Origin of the sequence: Acinetobacter sp. 243_ASPC, assembly GCF_001054715.1 — a bacterium.
In the GTDB taxonomy this organism is placed as follows: Bacteria; Pseudomonadota; Gammaproteobacteria; order Pseudomonadales; family Moraxellaceae; genus Acinetobacter; species Acinetobacter soli.
Genome location: NZ_JVOR01000110.1, coordinates 38004 through 57121 on the forward strand (window position 1 = coordinate 38004; position 19118 = coordinate 57121).

The following is a 19118-nucleotide window of genomic DNA, read 5'->3' on the forward strand; positions in this document are numbered from 1 at the left end:
AAGCCCTGACTCAGGCATAGAGTCTGGCTTAAAAATTCGCTAAAATATTGCGACAAAATTATAGACATAACGAGTGTAAATTATGACGGATGTAACTGTTGGAAAAATCCCTCACGTGTTAGTGATTATGGATGGGATTGGGCATCGTGAAGCGGTGAAAGACAATGCTTTTTTAGCAGCGAAAACACCGAATCTGAGTATGATGAAACAGCAGCATCCGCATAGTCTGATTTCTGGCTCCGGTGAAGATGTAGGCTTACCAGACGGTCAGATGGGCAATTCGGAAGTGGGACACATGAATCTGGGTGCAGGTCGCGTGTTGTACCAAGATTTTACCCGCATTACCAAAGACATCCGTGACGGTGGCTTTTTCGAGCATGACGTACTTATCGATGCGGTTGAAAAAGCCAAAGCAGCGCAGGGAGCTGTGCACATCATGGGCCTGCTCTCCGAAGGAGGGGTTCACTCACATGAAGACCACATTGTGGCGATGTGTGAGCTTGCACTCAAGCGCGGCGCCAAGGTGTATTTACATGCCTTTTTAGATGGTCGTGACACACCGCCAAAAAGTGCCCAGCCATCGTTAGAAAAACTCGATGCACTCTTTGCACAATATGCTGGTCAGGGCCGAATTGCGACGCTGATTGGTCGTTATTTTGCCATGGACCGTGATAACCGTTGGGACCGCGTAGAACGAGCGTATCGGTTATTGACTGAAGGCGAAGCGGTGCGTGTCGTCGATACAGCAGTCGAGGGTTTGGCACAAGCCTATGCCGCCGATGAAAGTGATGAATTCGTAAAAGCCACGCGTATTGGTGCCGCTGCGCCGATTCAAGATGGCGACAGCGTTGTGTTTATGAACTTTCGTGCCGATCGTGCGCGTGAACTGACCCGTGCATTTGTTGAAAAAGAATTTACTGGCTTTGAGCGTCAGGTGGTGCCGCAACTGGCAAAATTTGTCATGTTGACTCGTTATCAAGCAACAATTGATGCGCCTGTGGCATATATGCCTGAGGCTTTGCACAATTCACTGGGTGAATACTTGTCCAATCTCGGCAAAACCCAGCTACGCATTGCTGAAACCGAAAAATATGCCCATGTCACCTTTTTCTTTAGTGGTGGTCGTGAAGACGAATATGCAGGTGAAAAACGAATCTTGATTCCATCACCGAATGTGGCGACCTATGACCTCAAGCCTGAAATGAGTGCCTATGAAGTAACCGAGCAATTGGTTGCGGCTATTGAGTCTGGAGAGTTCGACCTATTGGTGGTGAACTATGCCAATGGTGATATGGTCGGGCATACTGGTGTTTTTGATGCCGCAGTGAAAGCGGTCGAAGCGGTGGATACCTGCTTGGGCAAAGTCTATGCTGCTGTTATGGCCAAACATGGGCACATGATTATTACCGCTGACCATGGTAATGTGGAGCAAATGCAGGATTACGAAAGTGGTCAGGTACATACCCAGCATACTACTGAATTGGTGCCATTTATTTATGTGGGGCCTCAGTCTGCGGAGATTGCCAATGGCGGTGTACTTGCAGATGTGGCGCCAACATTACTGCACTTGATGCAGCTTCCTGTTCCAGCAGAAATGCAAGGCCGTAATCTTATTCAGATTCACTCATAAGGACACTCTGTATGACTCAGCGCTTCAATTTTCGTGTTTTACTGACAGGTTGGTTGATGTGTTGCAGTCCCTTGGTGTTGAGTGCCGCACCTGCCACAGCGCAGGTGGGTGAAGATGGTCAAGCGATTCGATCAGTCGAAGTGCCGGTCGAATCGATACAGCAATTTGTACAAATTTATAATTTGGTCAAAGACAACTATGTCGAATCCAAGCCAGATGAAGTGCTGTTTCAGCAGGCCATCAAAGGTTTGGTGGGTGGTTTAGACCGATATTCACGTTATCTCTCGCCTGAAGAATACAAACAATTGGTTCAATATACCGAAGGTGATTTGGCCTCGGTAGATTTTGCCTTGGTGTATGAACCACGTGCCCACCAATGGGTGATCCGTGATCTGAAAGAGGGCGCAGACTCTTATAAACTTGGTCTTCGAAATGACCAAATCGTAACAAAAATTGATGGACAAGATTTGCAAGGCCTCAATCATGAACAGGTTCATGGCCTGCTTTACGGTTCGATTGGAACGCCGCTGCAAATGCAAACCAGCACGATGGCTGTGGCCCAGACCCTGATTCGTAATAAAAAAATCGAAGCCGATGTACAGCCCGTATTGCTACATAATCAGGTTTTGGTGCTTAAAGTTCGGGTATTTCAGCAAGATACAGCCAACGAAATTAAACGCTTAATTGAAGAATATGGTTCACCGCGTTTGAAAGCCGTACTGATCGACTTGCGTAACAACCCTGGCGGTTTATTGTCTGCGGCGGTTGAATCGGCTGATTTATTTTTAAATCAGGGCGTGATTGTCTCGACGAAGAGCCGTTCTGAAGGCAATCAGCAATTTCAGGCTTTGCCAAGTAATGAATTTCAGCGATTGAAACTGGGCATCTTAATCAATCATCGTTCTGCTTCGGCGGCTGAAGTCTTTACGGCAGCCATGAAAGAGCACCAGCGTGCATGGGTGATTGGAGAAAAAAGCTATGGTAAAGGCGTGGTACAGAAACTCTTTCCATTGCCAGATGGAGCGGCGCTGCAAATGACAGTGTCTCACTACTACACACCCAAAGACAATATGATTGAAGGTAAGGGCATTCAGCCCAATCAAGTCTATCCCTTACCGGCAGATATGAAAGATGAGATCTATCTAGAGAATGTCTCCGAAATGCTGCTGAAGCAGGCGAAGCTTTAAACTAACTTTCTTCAGTATCAAGACCAAATTTCTTCAAGCGATAGCGAAGTGAGCGAAAGCTCATGCCGAGTTTTTTTGCGGCCAAGGTTCGGTTCCAGTGACTACAATTCAAAGCATTTAATAATATCTCTTTTTCAATTTTTTCAAGATATTGCTCGAGCCCTTCGTGAGGAAGCTTGGTTTTAGTTTCAGGCTGCTGTGTGATCACACGTGGAATTTTAAGATAATCGGTTGCTTCAGTTACTGCTGAAGTATATTCGCGTAAGGAGGAGCCATTTAAGTGTTGCACGTCGATAAATGCAGTTTCACTTAAAGTAATGGCACGTTCGATCATGTTGCGTAATTCACGTACATTTCCCGGAAACGGATAATGCAGTAAAAATTCTTCAGCTGCTGCGGTCAGTTGTTTGATCGGGATGATCCAGTCACGACAGACATGCCCAATAAAATGTCGTGCTAAAATCAAAATATCGTCTCCACGCTCTCGTAGTGGTGGCAGGGTAATGTCCATGACATGAATACGAAAAAACAAATCTTGGCGAAATTTGCCTTGTTGAACCAGTTGTTCAAGCTGTTGATGACTAGCACTGATCACACGAAAATCCACATCGATTTCGTGCTCAGATCCGAGGGGGCGAATTTTCTTTTCCTGAATAGCGCGTAACAATTTGACCTGCATGCTCAGCGGTAATTCTGCTACTTCATCGAGAAACAGACTGCCGCCTTGAGCCGCTTGTATCAACCCTTGCTTGTCTTGTGTGGCACCGGTAAAACTGCCTTTTTTATGCCCAAATAATTCACTTTCCATCAGTTCGGCTGGAATTGCACCACAGTTAATCGCAATAAAAGGGCCTTCATTACGATTACTTAAGCGATGAACCAGATTGGCCACCACTTCTTTACCTGTTCCGGATTCACCGGTAATAAAGACCGGCGCCTGTGAGCGCGAGATTTTTCGTAGCGCAATCCGAAGTGCTTCAATGGGTTCAGATTGCCCAATCAAGAGCTGGTGTTCAAGAGTTTCCCTATCATTGTCGGGATGCATCTGGCTGCCGTTAAGTGCGGTCTGTATCAGTTGTTTCAGATGCTGCGGATTGATCGGTTTACTGACAAAATCAAACGCACCCGCCTTAAGCGCTGAAATGGCAATTTCCATGTTGCCATAGGCTGTGATCACAGCAATCGGAATATACGGAAAATGTTCATTCACATGATCAATCAAATCTAGTCCATGACCATCGGGTAGATTGAGGTCGGTCAGACAGGCATTGTATTCGTGTGTCGCAAGCAATTGTTTGGCCTGCTCTACATTGTAGGCACAATCTGTATGGATGCCCATGCGCGACAGGCTAATTTGCATCAATGAACAAAGATCTTCTTCGTCATCGATCAGTAATACACGTGGTTGAAGAATGGTCATAATCCCACAAAACCTAATTTATATATTTTAATTTATTGGGCAGTGGATTCTAAAGCATGCCCCTTTATCTTGTTCAACATAGGTCAGCTTGGCATGATTCGCCTCGCAAAGACTCTGTGATAAATACAATCCTAAACCAGTTCCCTGAATTTCGGTACTAAAAAACGGTTTAAACAGTTGCGAAAGATTACGTTTTGTTACGCCCTCACCAAAATCGACAATATCAATCCAGATCGAAGTCGATGCCAACTGCACCACAATCTGTACTGCGGGTGCATCTGGTGCATTGTGACGAAGTGCATTTCGAATCAGATTGACCAGCACTTGCCGGAGTTGAGATGGATCAAACACAATCGATACATCATGTGCTGGGAGCTGAAGTTCTAATTTCTGCTGTACATCATTTAAGTCTTCGTGCAGTAAACTCTGTAAAAACGGATTGAGCTGGATGGTGATTGGGGTGGTGGTCTGATTACGCGCCATCCCGAGCGTATCTTCAATAATGCCATTGATCCGTTTGGTTTGTTTTCTGATCATGTTCTGCAATTGCTGCTGCTCATGCAGTTCACTATCGGACAGTAATTCATTGGCTTGGGCAATTGCAGCCAAAGGATTGCGAATTTCGTGGGCAATACTGGCCGAGAGTTGCCCCAATGCGGCAAGTTTTAACTGCTGAACACGTTGATTCATTCTTTGAGCGTCTTGCAAGATCAACAAGATTAAGGATTGTTGCGGAACCCGTAAACGCTGAATACGCACATGAAGACGATAAGTCGAAAACTGTGATTCAAAATTGAATGTTTCACCATCTTGCAGCGAGGTTGATCTGAGCACTTCAACTAAGTCTGGCTGAAGATTCACCAATGGCAATTGTTCATGCGCAAAAAGTGGCTGTATGCCTAAAAAACTCGACGCTGCGGGATTACACACCACAACATGATAACTTTCGTCGAGTACCAGATAACCCTCTTTGGCCTGATCTAGAATGTAACGATTGATATTTTGGAGTTGATTGAGCACGTCAGATTGATGATTGGCAATGTTCTCAAGTAACTGAAAACGTCGCACCGCGATTTGCCCAATTCCGTAAACCACAAAAAATAAAAAAGCCAGCAAAATACTGTTGCTGATCGAGCTGAGATGGTCTTTGTCAAACAGGACCAACACCACTTGCTGATAGATCACCACAATGACCGCGAGAAGTGTAACGGTCAGTGACATTCGTGCTTGCAGCAAAATCGCCGCCGAAAAGACCGTCACCACGTACAGCATGCTCAAGTGCAGACTTGGGCTGCCCACGGCGTAGGTGAGTAAACTCAGTACCACAATGTCGACAATAAACAGCAAGGTGAGCTGTGAGGCAATCCATCGTGTAGAGAATTTAAATACTCCACCTTGCATAAAGCTGAGCAAGGTGTAAATCACCAGTGTAAAAACGTAAAGTTCGGGATGTAAATAGTCTGAGCTGTGACCCTGACCTGTGGTGTAAAAGATCAGAATCAGGCTTAAGCCAATAATGACACGATAGGCACCATACCAAGCGCCTAAACGATAAATCGTATACGACAGCTGGGTAGACAGAGCAGGCGCCGGCATAGAACAATCAGGAAATAGAAGACTAAGGTTTTATCAGCCCATAACGAATGGCCAGATGGGTAAGTTTGACATCACTGTCGATGGCGAGCTTTTCAAAGATGCGATAACGATAGGTGTTGACGGTTTTGACACTAACAAACAGTTTATCCGCAATTTCCTGCGCACTGATACAGTTCACGACCATCATGGCGACTTGCATTTCACGTTCAGATAAAACATCAAATGGCGATTGCTGGGTATCAGACAGGTAAGAGCTGGCCAATTGCTCTGCAATGTCGGCACTAAAATATTTACCGCCTTGCATGACTTTATTGATGGCACGTACCATTTCGGCAATTGGGGCACCTTTGGTGATATAGCCTTTTGCCCCGGCTTTGAGCAATAAAGATGGATAAGGCTCTTCCGCCAAACCGCTGACCGCTATCACTTTGGTCTCAGGTGCAGATTGCAACAGACGACGTGTGGTTTCTACGCCCCCAATTCCAGGCATATTCACATCCAACAAGACCACCTGAGGATGCTTCTGACGCACGATATTGATTGCATCTTCACCTGATTCTGCTTGTCCAATCACATCGACATCGGCTTGATCCTCAAGCATACGACAAATGCCCGTACGTACCAATTCATGGTCATCAACGACTAAAACAGTGATCACACAGGCCTCCTGAAATTACAAAGATGGTTTTTTGTTACATAAAGCAAAATTCACTTGCATTGTAATGACAAAATTAGCAATTCTATTCACATAAGTTGAGAGAATAGTTGTACGCAAACATGTCTGACATTACCGTCATGCTGTATGTCCAAATGTAAGGCATAATGCAGGTAATAAGCAAATTTGTGTTCACCCTGAGTTGAGTAATTTACCGTGAAATATGCCAAAAAAACTCTGAAACATGCTTTGGGCATGTCGATTTTGCTAGCTTTGAGTTCAACAAGCTTTGCAGAACTCATTGTGAATCCATCTCCGGGGAATGCTGCTGGTGCTGCATCTTTAAGCTGGTCATCGGATGACGCAAATCAATTATTAAATTCAGACCGTTCGCTTGAGGCTGCTGCCAGTCCTCAGGGGTCGACGTCTGTCACGACCACATTACGCAGTACCACGACCACCACGCTTACGCCTGCACCTGCTGCGCCATCGGCAATTCGTGATACTGGTGGTTATGGCGCGCAACCTGCTGTCAGCGCTCGTGCGGCTTTGGTGATGGATGCCCAAACAGGCGAAGTCTTGTTTAGTAAAAATACCAATGCATCGATGCCGATTGCATCAATTACCAAGCTGATGACCGCTGTGGTGACCGCAGATGCGCGCTTGGATATGTCCCAAGAAATCACCTTGGAATCGATTGATTTTGCCGGGGCAGGTGGGAAAAATTCGAGTTCAACCTTGCGCGTAGGCGACAAGATGAACCGTGCCGAAGTATTACTATTTGCTTTAATGAAATCTGAAAACCCTGCTGCTGCTGCACTGGCACGTACTTATCCGGGCGGACGTCCAGCATTTGTGGCGGCCATGAATGCCAAGGCACGTCAATTGGGCATGAGCTCAACACACTATGTTGAATCTTCAGGACTCGATCCGCACAATATCTCGTCAGCACGTGATTTGGGGATTTTAGTCAGTGCTGCTTCGCAATATGGTTTGATCCGTCAGTTTTCGACCACACCTAGCTATGACTTCAATCTGGGTTATCGCGTATTGAAATCAAACAATACCAACGCGTTGGTACGAAATGGTGGCTGGAACATTAATTTATCGAAGACTGGTTACATCAATGAAGCGGGCCGTTGTGTGGTAATGCATGCAACCGTTAACTCGCGTCCGGCGGTGGTGGTATTGCTCGGTGCAGGTTCAACGCAATCGCGTAACAACGATGCAACCAACCTCTTAAATTGGCTGGCACAACAACCAAAGCGCATTTAAAACGATATACAAACAACCGCAATAAAAAACCCGTTTCAGAGAACGGGTTTTTTATTGCCTGATAACTTACATGTTCGACAAGATAGAGTCTTTCACTTGTGTCATGGTGGCATCGATAGACAGCATCACGGCATCTGCACATTGCTTGATTGCAGTATCCGGATCTTTTAAGCCATTGCCTGTAACGGTACAGACAATCACAGAACCTTCAGGAATTTTACCCGCTTTGATGTCACGCATTGCACCGCCAATTGAGGCAGCAGATGCAGGCTCAACAAATACGCCTTCGTACATCGACAATAAACGTTGTGCTTCTAGAATTTCAGCATCTGTTAATTCATCGAACCAACCTTCTGAATCACGAACAGCTGCTTTGGCATGGTTCCAGCTTTGTGGATTACCAATACGAATAGCCGTTGCAATCGTTTCAGGTTGCTCAATCGGTGCGCCACGCATAAATGGTGCTGCACCTGCTGCCTGATAACCCACCATCGTTGGCAGACCGTCTGGTTTAGGGCCCGTAAACTGGTCGGTTGCAGCATCGTAAATCACTTGCTCGAACTGCTCAGCTGGCTGGTTGGCAACCGCTTCGGTATAACCCATCCAGTGTGCGGTGATGTTTCCTGCATTTCCAACAGGTAAGCAATGGTAGTCTGGCGCACGACCTAATGATTCAACAATTTCATAGGCAATGGTTTTTTGACCTTGTAAACGGTACGGGTTAATTGAGTTTACAATCGTGACCGGTGCTTGGTCGGCCACTTCTTTCACTAAACGCATACCGTCGTCAAAGTTACCACGAATTTGCATGGTGATTGCGCCGTACATCATGGCCTGAGCCAATTTGCCCATTGCAATTTTGCCTTCTGGAATCAAGACAAATGCTTTCATGCCTGCACGTGCAGCATATGCCGCCGCTGCCGCCGAAGTATTACCTGTTGATGCACAGATAATGGCTTTTGAACCTTCTTCAGCAGCTTTGGTCACTGCCATGGTCATGCCGCGGTCTTTAAATGAACCAGTTGGGTTAAGCCCTTCATATTTCACATAAATTTCGACATCTTTGCCAATAATGCGTGGAATATTCTCTAGTTTAATCAGCGGAGTATTTCCTTCACCTAAAGAAATGGCACGCGTCGTTGCAGAAACTGGCAAACGGTCACGATAACGATCCACGAGACCGGTATAACGATTGGCATTAGACATGATGATTTATGTTCCAAGAGTAAGGTAGAGCTGGCGAGAGGGTTAACCCTCTCCACCTGATTAACTATCGAGCGATTCTAAACGAATTCGCACAATTTCGCCATGAATTGCAGGTAAAGCCTGAATTTTTGCAATGGCGTCATCCATTTTGGATTCGACCACTGGATCAGTCAAAATCACAATCGGGATAAGATCTTTTAAACGCGACTGCTGCATAATCGCATCGATACTGATGCCTGCACGGCTCAGAATCGTGGTGATATCTGCCAGTACGCCGGTTTGGTCTTCAGCATCGACACGTAAGTAATAACCTGTGGTCATTTCTTCGCGCTTTAAAATTGGAAGGTCGGTCAAGGCTTCAAAAGCAAGTTGTGGGATGGTGCCTGCACCATCTTCAGTATAAGAAATATCACGTACAATATCGACGATATCGGCAACCACAGCCGATGCTGTAGGGCCTGCACCTGCACCTGCGCCGTAGTACAACGTTGGGCCAACCGCATGCGCCTGTACCAGTACAGCATTTTTAACGCCATTGACGTTGGCAATCAGTTCTTCTTCTGGAATTAGGGTCGGGTGTACGCGAAGTTCAATACCGTGTTCTGCACGACGGGCAATACCCAAGTGCTTAATTCTAAAACCTAGTTCTTCTGCATATTTGACATCTTGTGCGGTAATCTTGCTGATCCCTTCGGTGTACACTTTGTCAAATTGAAGCGGAATACCAAAAGCACATGAGGCCAAAATGGTCAGTTTGTGCGCCGCATCGATGCCTTCAACATCAAAGGTTGGATCAGCTTCGGCATAGCCGAGTTCTTGTGCTTCTTTTAAGACATCTGCAAAAGCACGACCTTTGTCGCGCATTTCAGTCAAAATAAAGTTGCCTGTTCCATTAATGATTCCAGCCAACCAGTCAATACGGTTTGCGGCCAAACCTTCACGAATCACTTTAATAATTGGAATGCCGCCAGCCACTGCCGCTTCATATGCAATCTGAACAGCATTGTCTTCGGCAGCTTTAAACAGTTCGTTACCATGCTCGGCCAGAAGCGCTTTGTTGGCTGTGACCACTTGTTTGCCATGCTTGATGGCTTCCATGATAAGTTCGTAAGCAGGATGGATACCGCCCATTACCTCAACCACGACGTCTACATCGGGCTGGCGCACAATGTGCATTAAATCGTCACTTTGCTGAATGCCATTAAGGTCAAGATCTGGGCGAGGACGGCGAGTGCCAACGTAGGTAATTTGAATTTCACGACCGGTGCGACGTTTAATTTCAGCAGCGTTTTCTTGTAATAGTTTAAGGGCACCACCACCAACGGTTCCGAGACCGAGTATTGCCAGACGAACTGGTTTCACGTCACACTCCATACATGCATAAAAATTCAATAGGTCTAGATCATAGCTAAAAAAATCGTCAGACTCTAGGGTTTGTTGGCATTTCCATAAGGAAATGCCAACGCTATTGTTTTTTAGTCAAGATGATTTAAGTTTGAACAATGTAGCACTGCAAATATAAGCAGGCTTGATTACTTATTAAGACGTGTATCAAGCTCCTCAGGAGTCAAGTAACCGCCTAAGTATTCACCCTCGACGCTGTAAATAGCAGGTGTACCGTTCACGCCAATTTTTTGACCCAGTTGATACTGATCACGTACAGGATTTTTGCACTGTGCTGCTTGTACCGATTGGCCCTGAACGGCTTGCGCAAATGCTGCTTTACGATCTGCGCTACACCAGATTGCTTCCATGGTCGGCATGAACTGATCGCCACGCGGCCAAGCAATATAACGGACCTCTATGCCTTTGGCATTGATTTCATCAAGATGCTCGTGCAATTTGTGGCAATACGGACAGCTTGCATCGGTAAACACGTAGACCACATGCTTGGCTTTACCATTTTTGGCTGGATACACAATCAGATCTTGTGTCTTGAGCGTTGCAAATAATTTTTTGTTTTCTTTGGCTTGTAAGGCTTCACCTACACTCACCAACTCCTTATTCCCCAACCGGATCACATCGCCTTGAATAATGTATTTACCATCGCTGGTGGCATAAACCGATGGCATGCCATCTAAACTTACCCAATACAGGTTGGGTACTTCGGTCGACTGAACACCGGTAATTTTGGCATTGATGTTGGCACTTTTGAGGTGATCCTGCAAAGTCGAAATCAGACGTTGTTGAGCATTGCGTTCACTTAAGGTCGATGCCTCACCCGTTGCCGGTGTATTTGCAGTCAACGTATCTTGTTTGGCAGCATCATCCTGCTTGGAACATGCCGATACAGCTAAACTTCCAGCCAAAGCGCAGGCGATAAAAAGGTGCGAACGGGTAAATGACATAAACAACCCTTTTCATTTCAATTGTTATTTAAAGGCTTTTAGAATATCAAAAAAAATCCAACTGATGGTAATTATTCGATGCGCTCTGTAACTGATCCGTCTTTGCATTTGGTTTGTTGGCAAGATTAAGCGCGCGGATGGTATTGTTCATGCAATTGCTGCATACGGATTTGAGCCACATGGGTATAAATCTGTGTGGTCGATAAATCACTATGCCCCAAGAGTAACTGCACCACACGCAAGTCGGCACCATGATTGAGTAGATGTGTTGCAAAAGCGTGGCGCAAGGTATGTGGAGAAAGCTCCATCTGAATATTGGCTTGCAATGCATAGCGCTTGATGGCGTACCAAAAATTTTGTCGGCTCATAATGCCGCCATGCTGGGTTAAAAAGAGATAATCGGTCGCGCTTTTATATAGCGCAGGGCGTGATTCGCGCAGGTAGCGTTCGACCCATTCAGTCGCAAACTGGCCCAGAGGCACCAAACGCTCTTTGTTGCCTTTACCGGTAATACGCAAATAGCCTTGCTTTAAATTAATCAGCTCCAGCTTTAGGTTCAGCAGCTCAGACACCCGTAAACCGCAGGCATATAAAACTTCAAGCATGGCACGATCGCGTAGCCCTAGCGCCGTGGAGGTATCTGGTGCATGAATCAGTGCATCGACATCTTGCTCAGATAAATCTTGTGGCAGACTTCGACCCAGTTTCGGGCTTTTATGCAGCGCCACAGGATTATCGGTTCGAATTTTCTGTTCACGTAAAAATTTATAAAACTGACGCAGTGCCGAGAGACAGCGTGCTATTGAACGCGGGCTTTTCCCCAGTTTGGTGAGTTCAATCAAAACATCCGAGATGTCATCGGCACTCCATTCGGGCAGGGCGTGGCGAGACAATTGGGCACACTGGATCAAATCGCTTAAATATGCGTTACGGGTATGCGGGCTGACACTTTGTGCCACCAGATAGTCTCTAAAGCCATGCAAAAAACTAAATGGTTTTGGAATTGTAATTGGCGCAGGCGTGCGAGGCTTTTTACTGATCATTCAAGCAACAGATGTTCTGTGATAACAATACATTAGTGTAAACAGCGTTTGCTGTCGATGAGATTTTACAGATGTGAATCGTAACGATTCCTTATTTGTTAATTATTCTCATTTGGATGTATACTATGCAAAAGCTTTCAGGATCAAATTGCAGTGCGTTTATCAGAACTTAGAGTGAAGCAAACTGCCATCATCACAGCGGTGGATCATACCCTTGATGGCAGTCCGGATCAACAAGATCCAATCGCAAACCGCCTTGAAACCTTAGGATTTGTTGCGGGTGAAAAGGTACAGATCGTGACAAAAGGCGTGTTTGGTGGCGATCCGATTCTGGTGCAACTGGGTTTTACCCGCTTTGCTTTACGTAAAGAAGAAGCTGCAAGAGTTCAAATCAGTCAAGAAGGGGCAGGCACATGAGTGAAGCACTTCGTGTCGCCCTTGTTGGAAATCCTAACTGCGGTAAAACCTCTTTATTTAACCACCTAACCGGTACGCGCCAGAAGGTTGCCAACTATGCTGGTGTGACAGTAGAGCGTAAAGTCGGACACTTTGATCTGCCTTCAAAAAAGCCGGTTCGCGTGCTGGATTTACCAGGGACCTATAGCTTAAATGCCACCAGTCCAGATGAAGCCATTACCCGCGATGTGTGTTTAGGCAAAATTGAAGGAGAGCGCGATCAGGATGCATTTTTGTGCGTGGTCGATGCCACCAACTTAAAACTTCATTTAGGTTTAGTGCTGGAAATTCTTGAACTCAAAAGACCAGTATTGGTTGTGCTGAATATGATGGATGAAGCACGCCGCCGAGGTATTCAGGTGAACTCACAAAAGCTTTCGGAGCGTTTGGGAGTGCCTGTCGTTGAAACGGTTGCAGTGCGTAATTCAGGGATTCAAAACCTGATGAGTGCGCTGGATCAGCACAAGTTTATGGTGCCGCAAACCGAAATGACGGGTCTGAAAGGCACACACCATCAAAAAATCGAAATGATTTTAAATGACGTGGTGCAGTCTGTAGAAGATGCGGATGCGCGTTCCGATCTCTTAGATAAAATCTTTTTACACCCGGTGCTTGGTTTGCTCAGTTTGGCACTCCTGATGTTTGTGGTGTTTCAGGCCGTGTTTGCTTGGGCTGCGCCATTTATGGACAGCATTGAAGGCTTTTTCGGCTGGTTGGGGGAAAGTGTGGGTGCCTACATTTCCCAGCCTTTACTGCATAGTCTAGTGGTCGATGGCATTATTGCTGGTGCCGGCGGCGTGGTGGTGTTTTTGCCGCAGATTTTGATTCTGTTCTTTTTTATTTTGGTGCTTGAAGAATCTGGCTATCTGCCACGAGCTGCCTTTTTGCTCGATAAACTCATGTTTAAAGCCGGCTTAAGTGGGCGTGCATTTATTCCACTCCTTTCAAGTTTTGCCTGTGCTATTCCGGGCATTATGGCCACGCGTAGTATTACCGATCCACGCGACCGTTTCACTACCATTATGGTGGCACCGCTGATGACCTGTTCGGCGCGTTTGCCGGTGTATGCCTTGTTGATTGGTGCTTTTATTCCTGCACAAACCGTGTGGGGGATTTTTAACCTGCAAGGATTGGTGTTATTCGCCTTATATATGGCGGGTATCTTAAGTGCGCTATGCGTATCGTTTGTGATGAAGTTTTTCCAAAAAGACAATTCACAACATGCTTTATTGATGGAACTGCCAAGTTACCGTTTACCCGATTTAAAAAGTGTGGGGATTGGTTTACTGGATCGCGCCAAAATCTTCTTAAAGCGTGTGGGCGGAATTATCTTTGCCTTGTCGATTTTGCTTTGGTTTTTGTGTACCTTTCCGCAGCCGCCAGAAGGCGCAACGCTTCCGGCAATTGATTATAGTTTTGCCGGTATGCTGGGACATTTGATTCAACCTATTTTTGCGCCGCTTGGCTTTAACTGGCAAATCTGTATTGCACTGATTCCAGCAATGGCAGCGCGTGAAGTGGTTGTGGCCGCACTCGGAACGGTATATGCACTGTCTGCTACCAGTGAAGATGCGGTTACGCAAGGGCTATCGAGTCTGATCAGTGCTGATGGTTCAGGATGGTCGCTTGCAACCGGGCTTGCTTTGCTGGTGTGGTTTGTTTATGCGCCGCATTGCTTGGCCACATTGGCGACGGTTCGTCGTGAAACGGGATCGTGGAAAAATGTGGCTGTGATGACTGGATATTTGTTCGGTCTGGCGTATTTGATGTCATTTTTGACGTATCAATTGGCATCACGTTTTTTCTCTTGAGTGGTTGAGGTGGAGCATGATTGAGTATCTGATTATTGCAGTATTGGTCATCTGGAGTGCATGGGTAGTGTTCAGGAAAGTCTTTCCGAAAACTTCGACTGCGCTATTTATGTCACTTTCAGATCAGTGCCAACAACGTGGCTGGCACGCACTGGCAACACGCTTAAAACCCAAAATGGTGGCCGGATGTGGTGGTAGCTGCGGATGTTCGACTGACGATAAGCCGACATCGCCAGTGCAAGAGATCAAGCCGGTAAAATGGTTGCAATAATACCGCAGATCAACTGATTAAAAAGCCATCAAATCGATGGCTTTTTTTACGCGCTGACACAAAAAACGTCGAATAAAACCAAAACTGAAAAAGCATTCAAAACCCCAAAGTGCTACCATTTTGGCAATCAATTTTTGTCACAATGCGGGGCATGCATGCTTATACAACGGGGTGGACTAAAAGTCGTTGCGGGTCTAGGAATCTCAGGGGTTTCCGCCGTTAATTTTTTACATGAACAAGGCTACCGCGTTGCTGTCACAGATTCTCGTGCAGTCCCCCCGGGGCATGATCAGATTCCGGCAGAGGTGCAAACTCATTTTGGTGCGCTGGATCTGGAGTTGCTCTTACAAGCAGAAGAAATTATTTTAAGCCCTGGATTAGCGCCACAGTTGCCTGAAATTCAGCAAGCAATTGCGCACGGTATACCCGTGATCGGCGATATTCAGGTATTACGCCGTGCCACTACTGTTCCCATTGTGGCGATTACTGGTTCAAATGCCAAAAGTACGGTCACCACCTTGTTTGGTCAGATGGCCAAAGATGCAGGCAAACGCGTAGCAGTAGGGGGGAACTTAGGTCGTCCGGGACTCGATTTACTAAAAGACGAGCCTGAATTGCTGGTGCTTGAGCTGTCAAGTTTTCAGCTCGAAACCACCTCTCATCTGAATGCCGAAGTAGCTGTTGTATTAAACATGAGTGAAGATCATCTGGATCGTCATGGGGATATGCTAGGTTATCATCAGGCCAAGCACCGAATTTTTCAGGGCGTAAAAAAGGTGGTGTACAACCGTGATGACGGCTTAACCCGTCCACTTGTGCCAGACAACACCCCGATGCAAAGCTTTGGACTGAATGCACCAGACATCAATCAATACGGTGTGTTGCGCGAAGATGACGGGACGATGTGGCTTGCACGTGGTCGTAACCGCCTCATCAAAAGCACCGAGCTGTACATTCAAGGCACGCACAATATTGCCAATGCACTGGCCTGCTTAGCACTTGGCGAAGCAATTGGACTACCGCTCGACTCCATGCTCGAGACACTCAAGCAGTTTAAGGGCCTAGAGCACCGCTGTGAATACGTTAAAACTGTTCATGATGTACGTTACTATAATGACTCAAAAGGCACCAATGTCGGCGCTACATTGGCAGCCATTGATGGCCTCGGTGCCGCCATTCAACCCCAACATGGTCAAGTGGTGGTGATTTTAGGAGGACAGGGTAAAGGGCAAGATTTCAGCTTGCTGCGCCCATCGGTTGAAAAATATGTCAAAACGGCAATTCTGATGGGTGAAGATGCCCAACAAATTGAACAAGCATTACAGGGAACAGCGTCAATGGTGCATGTTTCAACTTTGCAAGACGCCGTGACTCAGGCGCAACAGCATGCCCAAGAAAACGACGTCGTATTGCTGTCTCCTGCCTGTGCAAGCTTTGATATGTTTAAAGGCTATCCAGATCGCGGGCATCAATTTGTTGCTTGTGTAAATGCCCTTGTTTAAATAACAAAAATCAGAAGGATAATGTGATGGCTGGCTTTGCTCAGACAACCATAACCAAAATTAATCAATGGTACGATCGCTGGATGCCGCGTGTACCGACCGAAATGACGGCGCGTAACGTGCTGATTTTCTGTGTGGTGTGCTTGCTTTGTATTGGTTCGGTGATGGTGGCATCCGCTTCGATGCCGTATGCCGAATATATGCATGAGAATCCATTTCACTATGTGGTTCGCCATGCGATTTCAATTGCAACCGCCGCAATCGTGGCCTATTTCGTTTATAAAGTACCGCTGAATGTCTGGTTTAAAAATACCTTTTCATTATGGCTGATCACGATTTTGCTGTTGCTTGCCGTTTTAGTGATTGGAACAGAAGTGAACGGTTCGCGCCGCTGGATTCGACTGGCAGGTTTTACCCTACAGCCGACCGAAGTTGCCAAAGTGATGATGGCCATTTTTACCGCCGATTATGTGGTACGACGTGCCAAAGAGGTGCGTACCCATTGGAAAGGACTGGTTCGCTTAAGTGGTGTTATGGCCATTACGGTCGGGCTGATTATTGCTGAGCCAGATTTGGGCGCCACCGTAGTGATTGTCCTGATGATGGTCGGTATTTTCTTCTTGGCTGGCGCACCGCCCACTCAGTTTGCGATTATGCTGGGCGCGGTCGTGATGGGCATCGGCTTTTTAATTTTGTTTGAACCTTATCGTCTGGCACGTGCCTTATCATTTACCAATCCGTGGGCAGATCCACTCGGAACAGGCTATCAGCTTTCAAATGCATTAATGGCCTTTGGCCGCGGGGAATGGTTCGGTACAGGGCTCGGGCACAGTGTACAAAAGCTCTCTTACCTGCCTGAGGCACATACCGACTTTATGCTGGCGGTATTGGGTGAAGAGTTCGGTTTTGTCGGTATTTCGATTGTCATCGGCTTGTCGTTTACTATGCTGGCGTGCTGTATCAAAATTGGTCATCGTGCACTGAAGCACAACTTCTTGCGCGCAGGTTATCTGGCGTATGGGATCAGTATTATTTTTCTGCTACAGATCATTGTAAATGCAGGAATGAATATGGGCTTGATGCCAACCAAAGGGCTTACCTTACCGTTTATTAGTTATGGTGGAACATCATTAATGATGTGTGCTGCGATGATTAGTCTGATTTTGCGTGTCGATGCTTCCACGCAAGAGCTCAATCCAGATCGTGAAGAATCGAATTTCTAATCGATTTGCTTCAATAAAAAAACCGTCATTTGACGGTTTTTTTATTATTGGATTAGAGATAAATCCCTTCGAGCATGGTGTGTTTGGGAATCTGCTCTACATCCCACTGAGCCACGGCCTGCGCAAGCATCTGCCGAGGTGTATCACGTTCTACATTAGGTTGCTGCAAGGCGTTAAGTGCCTGTTGAATATAATCAGCTGCGTGTGCCGGATCGAGTGCAGCCGCCAGATTTTGCTTGGAAAGCTTTTGTCCGTGCTCGTTCATCGCCAGTGGTAAATGCATATAGCGCGGTGTGGGGTAACCCAGAAGCTGCTGAAGCCAAATTTGCCGTTGGGTGTTGTCGAGTAAATCTGCACCACGCACCACATCTGTGACACCTTGTAGGTAATCATCGACCACCACTGCCAGTTGATAGTTTAAAATGCCGTCACGGCGCTTTAATACAAAATCACCGAGTTCATCGGCCAGATTGCTGCATTGTCTGCCCTGCAAACGATCTTCAAAACAAATGGGCGCTGCGCTGACTTTGACCCGAATGGCCTGATGTTCAAAGGCTAAACTCAGTGTTTGACAGGTGCCAGGATAAATGGCATTGGAGCCGAGGAGTTTACGGGTGCATTGACAGGCATAAATCTGCCCCTGTGCATGTAATTGGTCGAGCACCTGTTCGTACAGCGTCAAACGATTGCGCTGAAACACAATTTCATCGTCTGGCTCAAAACCAAAGGCATCAATGCATTTTAAAATATGTGCTTCACTGCCCGGGTAGATTCGTGGAATATCGGTATCTTCGATGCGAACCAGCCACTTGCCTTGATGCGCTTTGGCATCACAATAGCTGGCAATGGCAGTAATGAGCGATCCAAAATGCAAAGGGCCGGTTGGCGATGGCGCAAACCGACCCACATAAGCAGTATCACGATGAGGCATCGTATTAACCGTTATTTTGCTTCTCTTTGATCTCTGCAAGCGTCTTACAGTCGATACATTGGGTGGCTGTTGGACGTGCTTCTAAACGACGCAGACCAATTTCAATGCCGCAAGTTTCACAGTAACCGTAATCACCTGCTTTAATTTCTTCAAGCGACTGCTCGATTTTACGAATCAATTTACGTTCGCGGTCGCGGGTACGTAACTCAATTGCAAACTCTTCTTCCTGCGTGGCACGGTCGTTGACATCAGGCAATGCTGATGATTCATCTTGCATGGTATTTAGGGTGCGATCCACTTCGCTCATTAATTCACTTTTCCACGCCTCAAGGATTTGGCGAAAGTGATCCAATTGAGCATCAGACATGTATTCTTCGTTTTTCTTAGGCTGATAAGGCGCGATACCAAATAAGCTGGCAGTAGTGCCCCCTTCAGAGGCCTTTGGCTTGGCTTTGCGTGCAGGCTTAGCCGCCTTTTCGGCGTCTAGAACTTGGGTATTTTCGTCTAAGACGTGGTTTTGGTTGTCATTCGCCATAAAGGGCATTCCTCATCATATACGTATTA

The 19118-nt window shown here is 46.4% G+C and carries 17 protein-coding genes; 8 read left to right on the top strand and 9 right to left on the bottom strand.

Going from position 1 to position 19118, the window contains the following annotated elements; translation table 11 throughout:
* Positions 1-82 precede the first annotated feature (82 nt).
* Positions 83-1630 carry a 2,3-bisphosphoglycerate-independent phosphoglycerate mutase gene (gene gpmI / locus ADA42_RS14925; protein ID WP_048766002.1) on the top strand — a complete coding sequence of 516 codons (1548 nt, stop codon included), beginning with the start codon at positions 83-85 and terminating at the stop codon, positions 1628-1630.
* 11 nt (positions 1631-1641) lie between these two features.
* Positions 1642-2817, top strand: coding sequence for a S41 family peptidase (locus ADA42_RS14930; protein ID WP_048766003.1), 1176 nt, complete (start codon positions 1642-1644; stop codon positions 2815-2817).
* Position 2818: 1 nt separating this feature from the next.
* Here the strand turns inward: ADA42_RS14930 and ADA42_RS14935 are convergent, their stop codons facing one another.
* The 3 genes from ADA42_RS14935 to ADA42_RS14945 are packed head-to-tail and all read right to left on the bottom strand — an operon-like array spanning position 2819 to position 6491.
* Positions 2819-4237, bottom strand: a complete 1419-nt coding sequence (locus ADA42_RS14935; protein WP_048766005.1) for a sigma-54-dependent transcriptional regulator — start codon at positions 4235-4237, stop codon at positions 2819-2821.
* Positions 4238-4264: 27 nt separating this feature from the next.
* A complete protein-coding gene (locus ADA42_RS14940) occupies positions 4265-5833 on the bottom strand; it encodes a sensor histidine kinase (RefSeq protein ID WP_048766006.1) in 1569 nt (522 codons plus the stop codon).
* A gap of 22 nt (positions 5834-5855) precedes the next feature.
* Positions 5856-6491 (bottom strand): response regulator transcription factor GacA, encoded by a 636-nt coding sequence (locus ADA42_RS14945; RefSeq protein ID WP_004932261.1) that lies wholly within the window; start codon positions 6489-6491, stop codon positions 5856-5858.
* Between the two features lie 213 nt (positions 6492-6704).
* On the opposite strand from ADA42_RS14945, the gene pbpG reads away from it, so the two are divergent.
* Positions 6705-7763 (top strand): D-alanyl-D-alanine endopeptidase PBP7/8, encoded by a 1059-nt coding sequence (gene pbpG, locus ADA42_RS14950; protein ID WP_004932264.1) that lies wholly within the window; start codon positions 6705-6707, stop codon positions 7761-7763.
* A gap of 66 nt (positions 7764-7829) precedes the next feature.
* Here the strand turns inward: pbpG and thrC are convergent, their stop codons facing one another.
* The 4 genes from thrC to xerD all read right to left on the bottom strand — a co-directional run bounded on the left by thrC (position 7830) and on the right by xerD (position 12360).
* On the bottom strand, positions 7830-8969 hold the full coding sequence (gene thrC, locus ADA42_RS14955; protein ID WP_004944129.1) for a threonine synthase: 1140 nt from the start codon (positions 8967-8969) through the stop codon (positions 7830-7832).
* Positions 8970-9029: 60 nt separating this feature from the next.
* Positions 9030-10331: a homoserine dehydrogenase gene (locus ADA42_RS14960; RefSeq protein WP_004932270.1), complete on the bottom strand. Its 1302-nt coding sequence runs from the start codon at positions 10329-10331 to the stop codon at positions 9030-9032.
* 170 nt (positions 10332-10501) lie between these two features.
* Positions 10502-11317 (bottom strand): DsbC family protein, encoded by an 816-nt coding sequence (locus ADA42_RS14965; protein WP_048766009.1) that lies wholly within the window; start codon positions 11315-11317, stop codon positions 10502-10504.
* A gap of 125 nt (positions 11318-11442) precedes the next feature.
* Positions 11443-12360 carry a site-specific tyrosine recombinase XerD gene (xerD, locus tag ADA42_RS14970; RefSeq protein WP_004932274.1) on the bottom strand — a complete coding sequence of 306 codons (918 nt, stop codon included), beginning with the start codon at positions 12358-12360 and terminating at the stop codon, positions 11443-11445.
* A gap of 153 nt (positions 12361-12513) precedes the next feature.
* On the opposite strand from xerD, the gene ADA42_RS14975 reads away from it, so the two are divergent.
* From ADA42_RS14975 to ftsW, 5 genes are all read left to right on the top strand, one after another.
* Positions 12514-12777 carry a FeoA family protein gene (locus ADA42_RS14975; RefSeq protein WP_004932278.1) on the top strand — a complete coding sequence of 88 codons (264 nt, stop codon included), beginning with the start codon at positions 12514-12516 and terminating at the stop codon, positions 12775-12777.
* A complete protein-coding gene (gene feoB, locus ADA42_RS14980; protein ID WP_048766011.1) occupies positions 12774-14627 on the top strand; it encodes a ferrous iron transporter B in 1854 nt (617 codons plus the stop codon). The genes ADA42_RS14975 and feoB overlap by 4 nt, the downstream gene beginning before the upstream one ends.
* Positions 14628-14643: 16 nt before the next feature.
* Entirely contained in the window at positions 14644-14898 is a 255-nt protein-coding gene (locus ADA42_RS14985; protein ID WP_004932283.1) for a DUF6587 family protein, read from the top strand.
* Between the two features lie 155 nt (positions 14899-15053).
* Positions 15054-16400, top strand: coding sequence for a UDP-N-acetylmuramoyl-L-alanine--D-glutamate ligase (murD, locus tag ADA42_RS14990; protein ID WP_048766012.1), 1347 nt, complete (start codon positions 15054-15056; stop codon positions 16398-16400).
* Positions 16401-16426: 26 nt separating this feature from the next.
* Entirely contained in the window at positions 16427-17623 is a 1197-nt protein-coding gene (gene ftsW / locus ADA42_RS14995) for a putative lipid II flippase FtsW (protein ID WP_004932288.1), read from the top strand.
* A gap of 52 nt (positions 17624-17675) precedes the next feature.
* Here ftsW and gluQRS read toward each other — a convergent pair whose 3' ends face one another.
* Positions 17676-18554: a tRNA glutamyl-Q(34) synthetase GluQRS gene (gene gluQRS, locus ADA42_RS15000; protein WP_048766015.1), complete on the bottom strand. Its 879-nt coding sequence runs from the start codon at positions 18552-18554 to the stop codon at positions 17676-17678.
* 4 nt (positions 18555-18558) lie between these two features.
* A complete protein-coding gene (gene dksA, locus ADA42_RS15005) occupies positions 18559-19089 on the bottom strand; it encodes an RNA polymerase-binding protein DksA (RefSeq protein ID WP_004932295.1) in 531 nt (176 codons plus the stop codon).
* Positions 19090-19118: the final 29 nt, after the last annotated feature.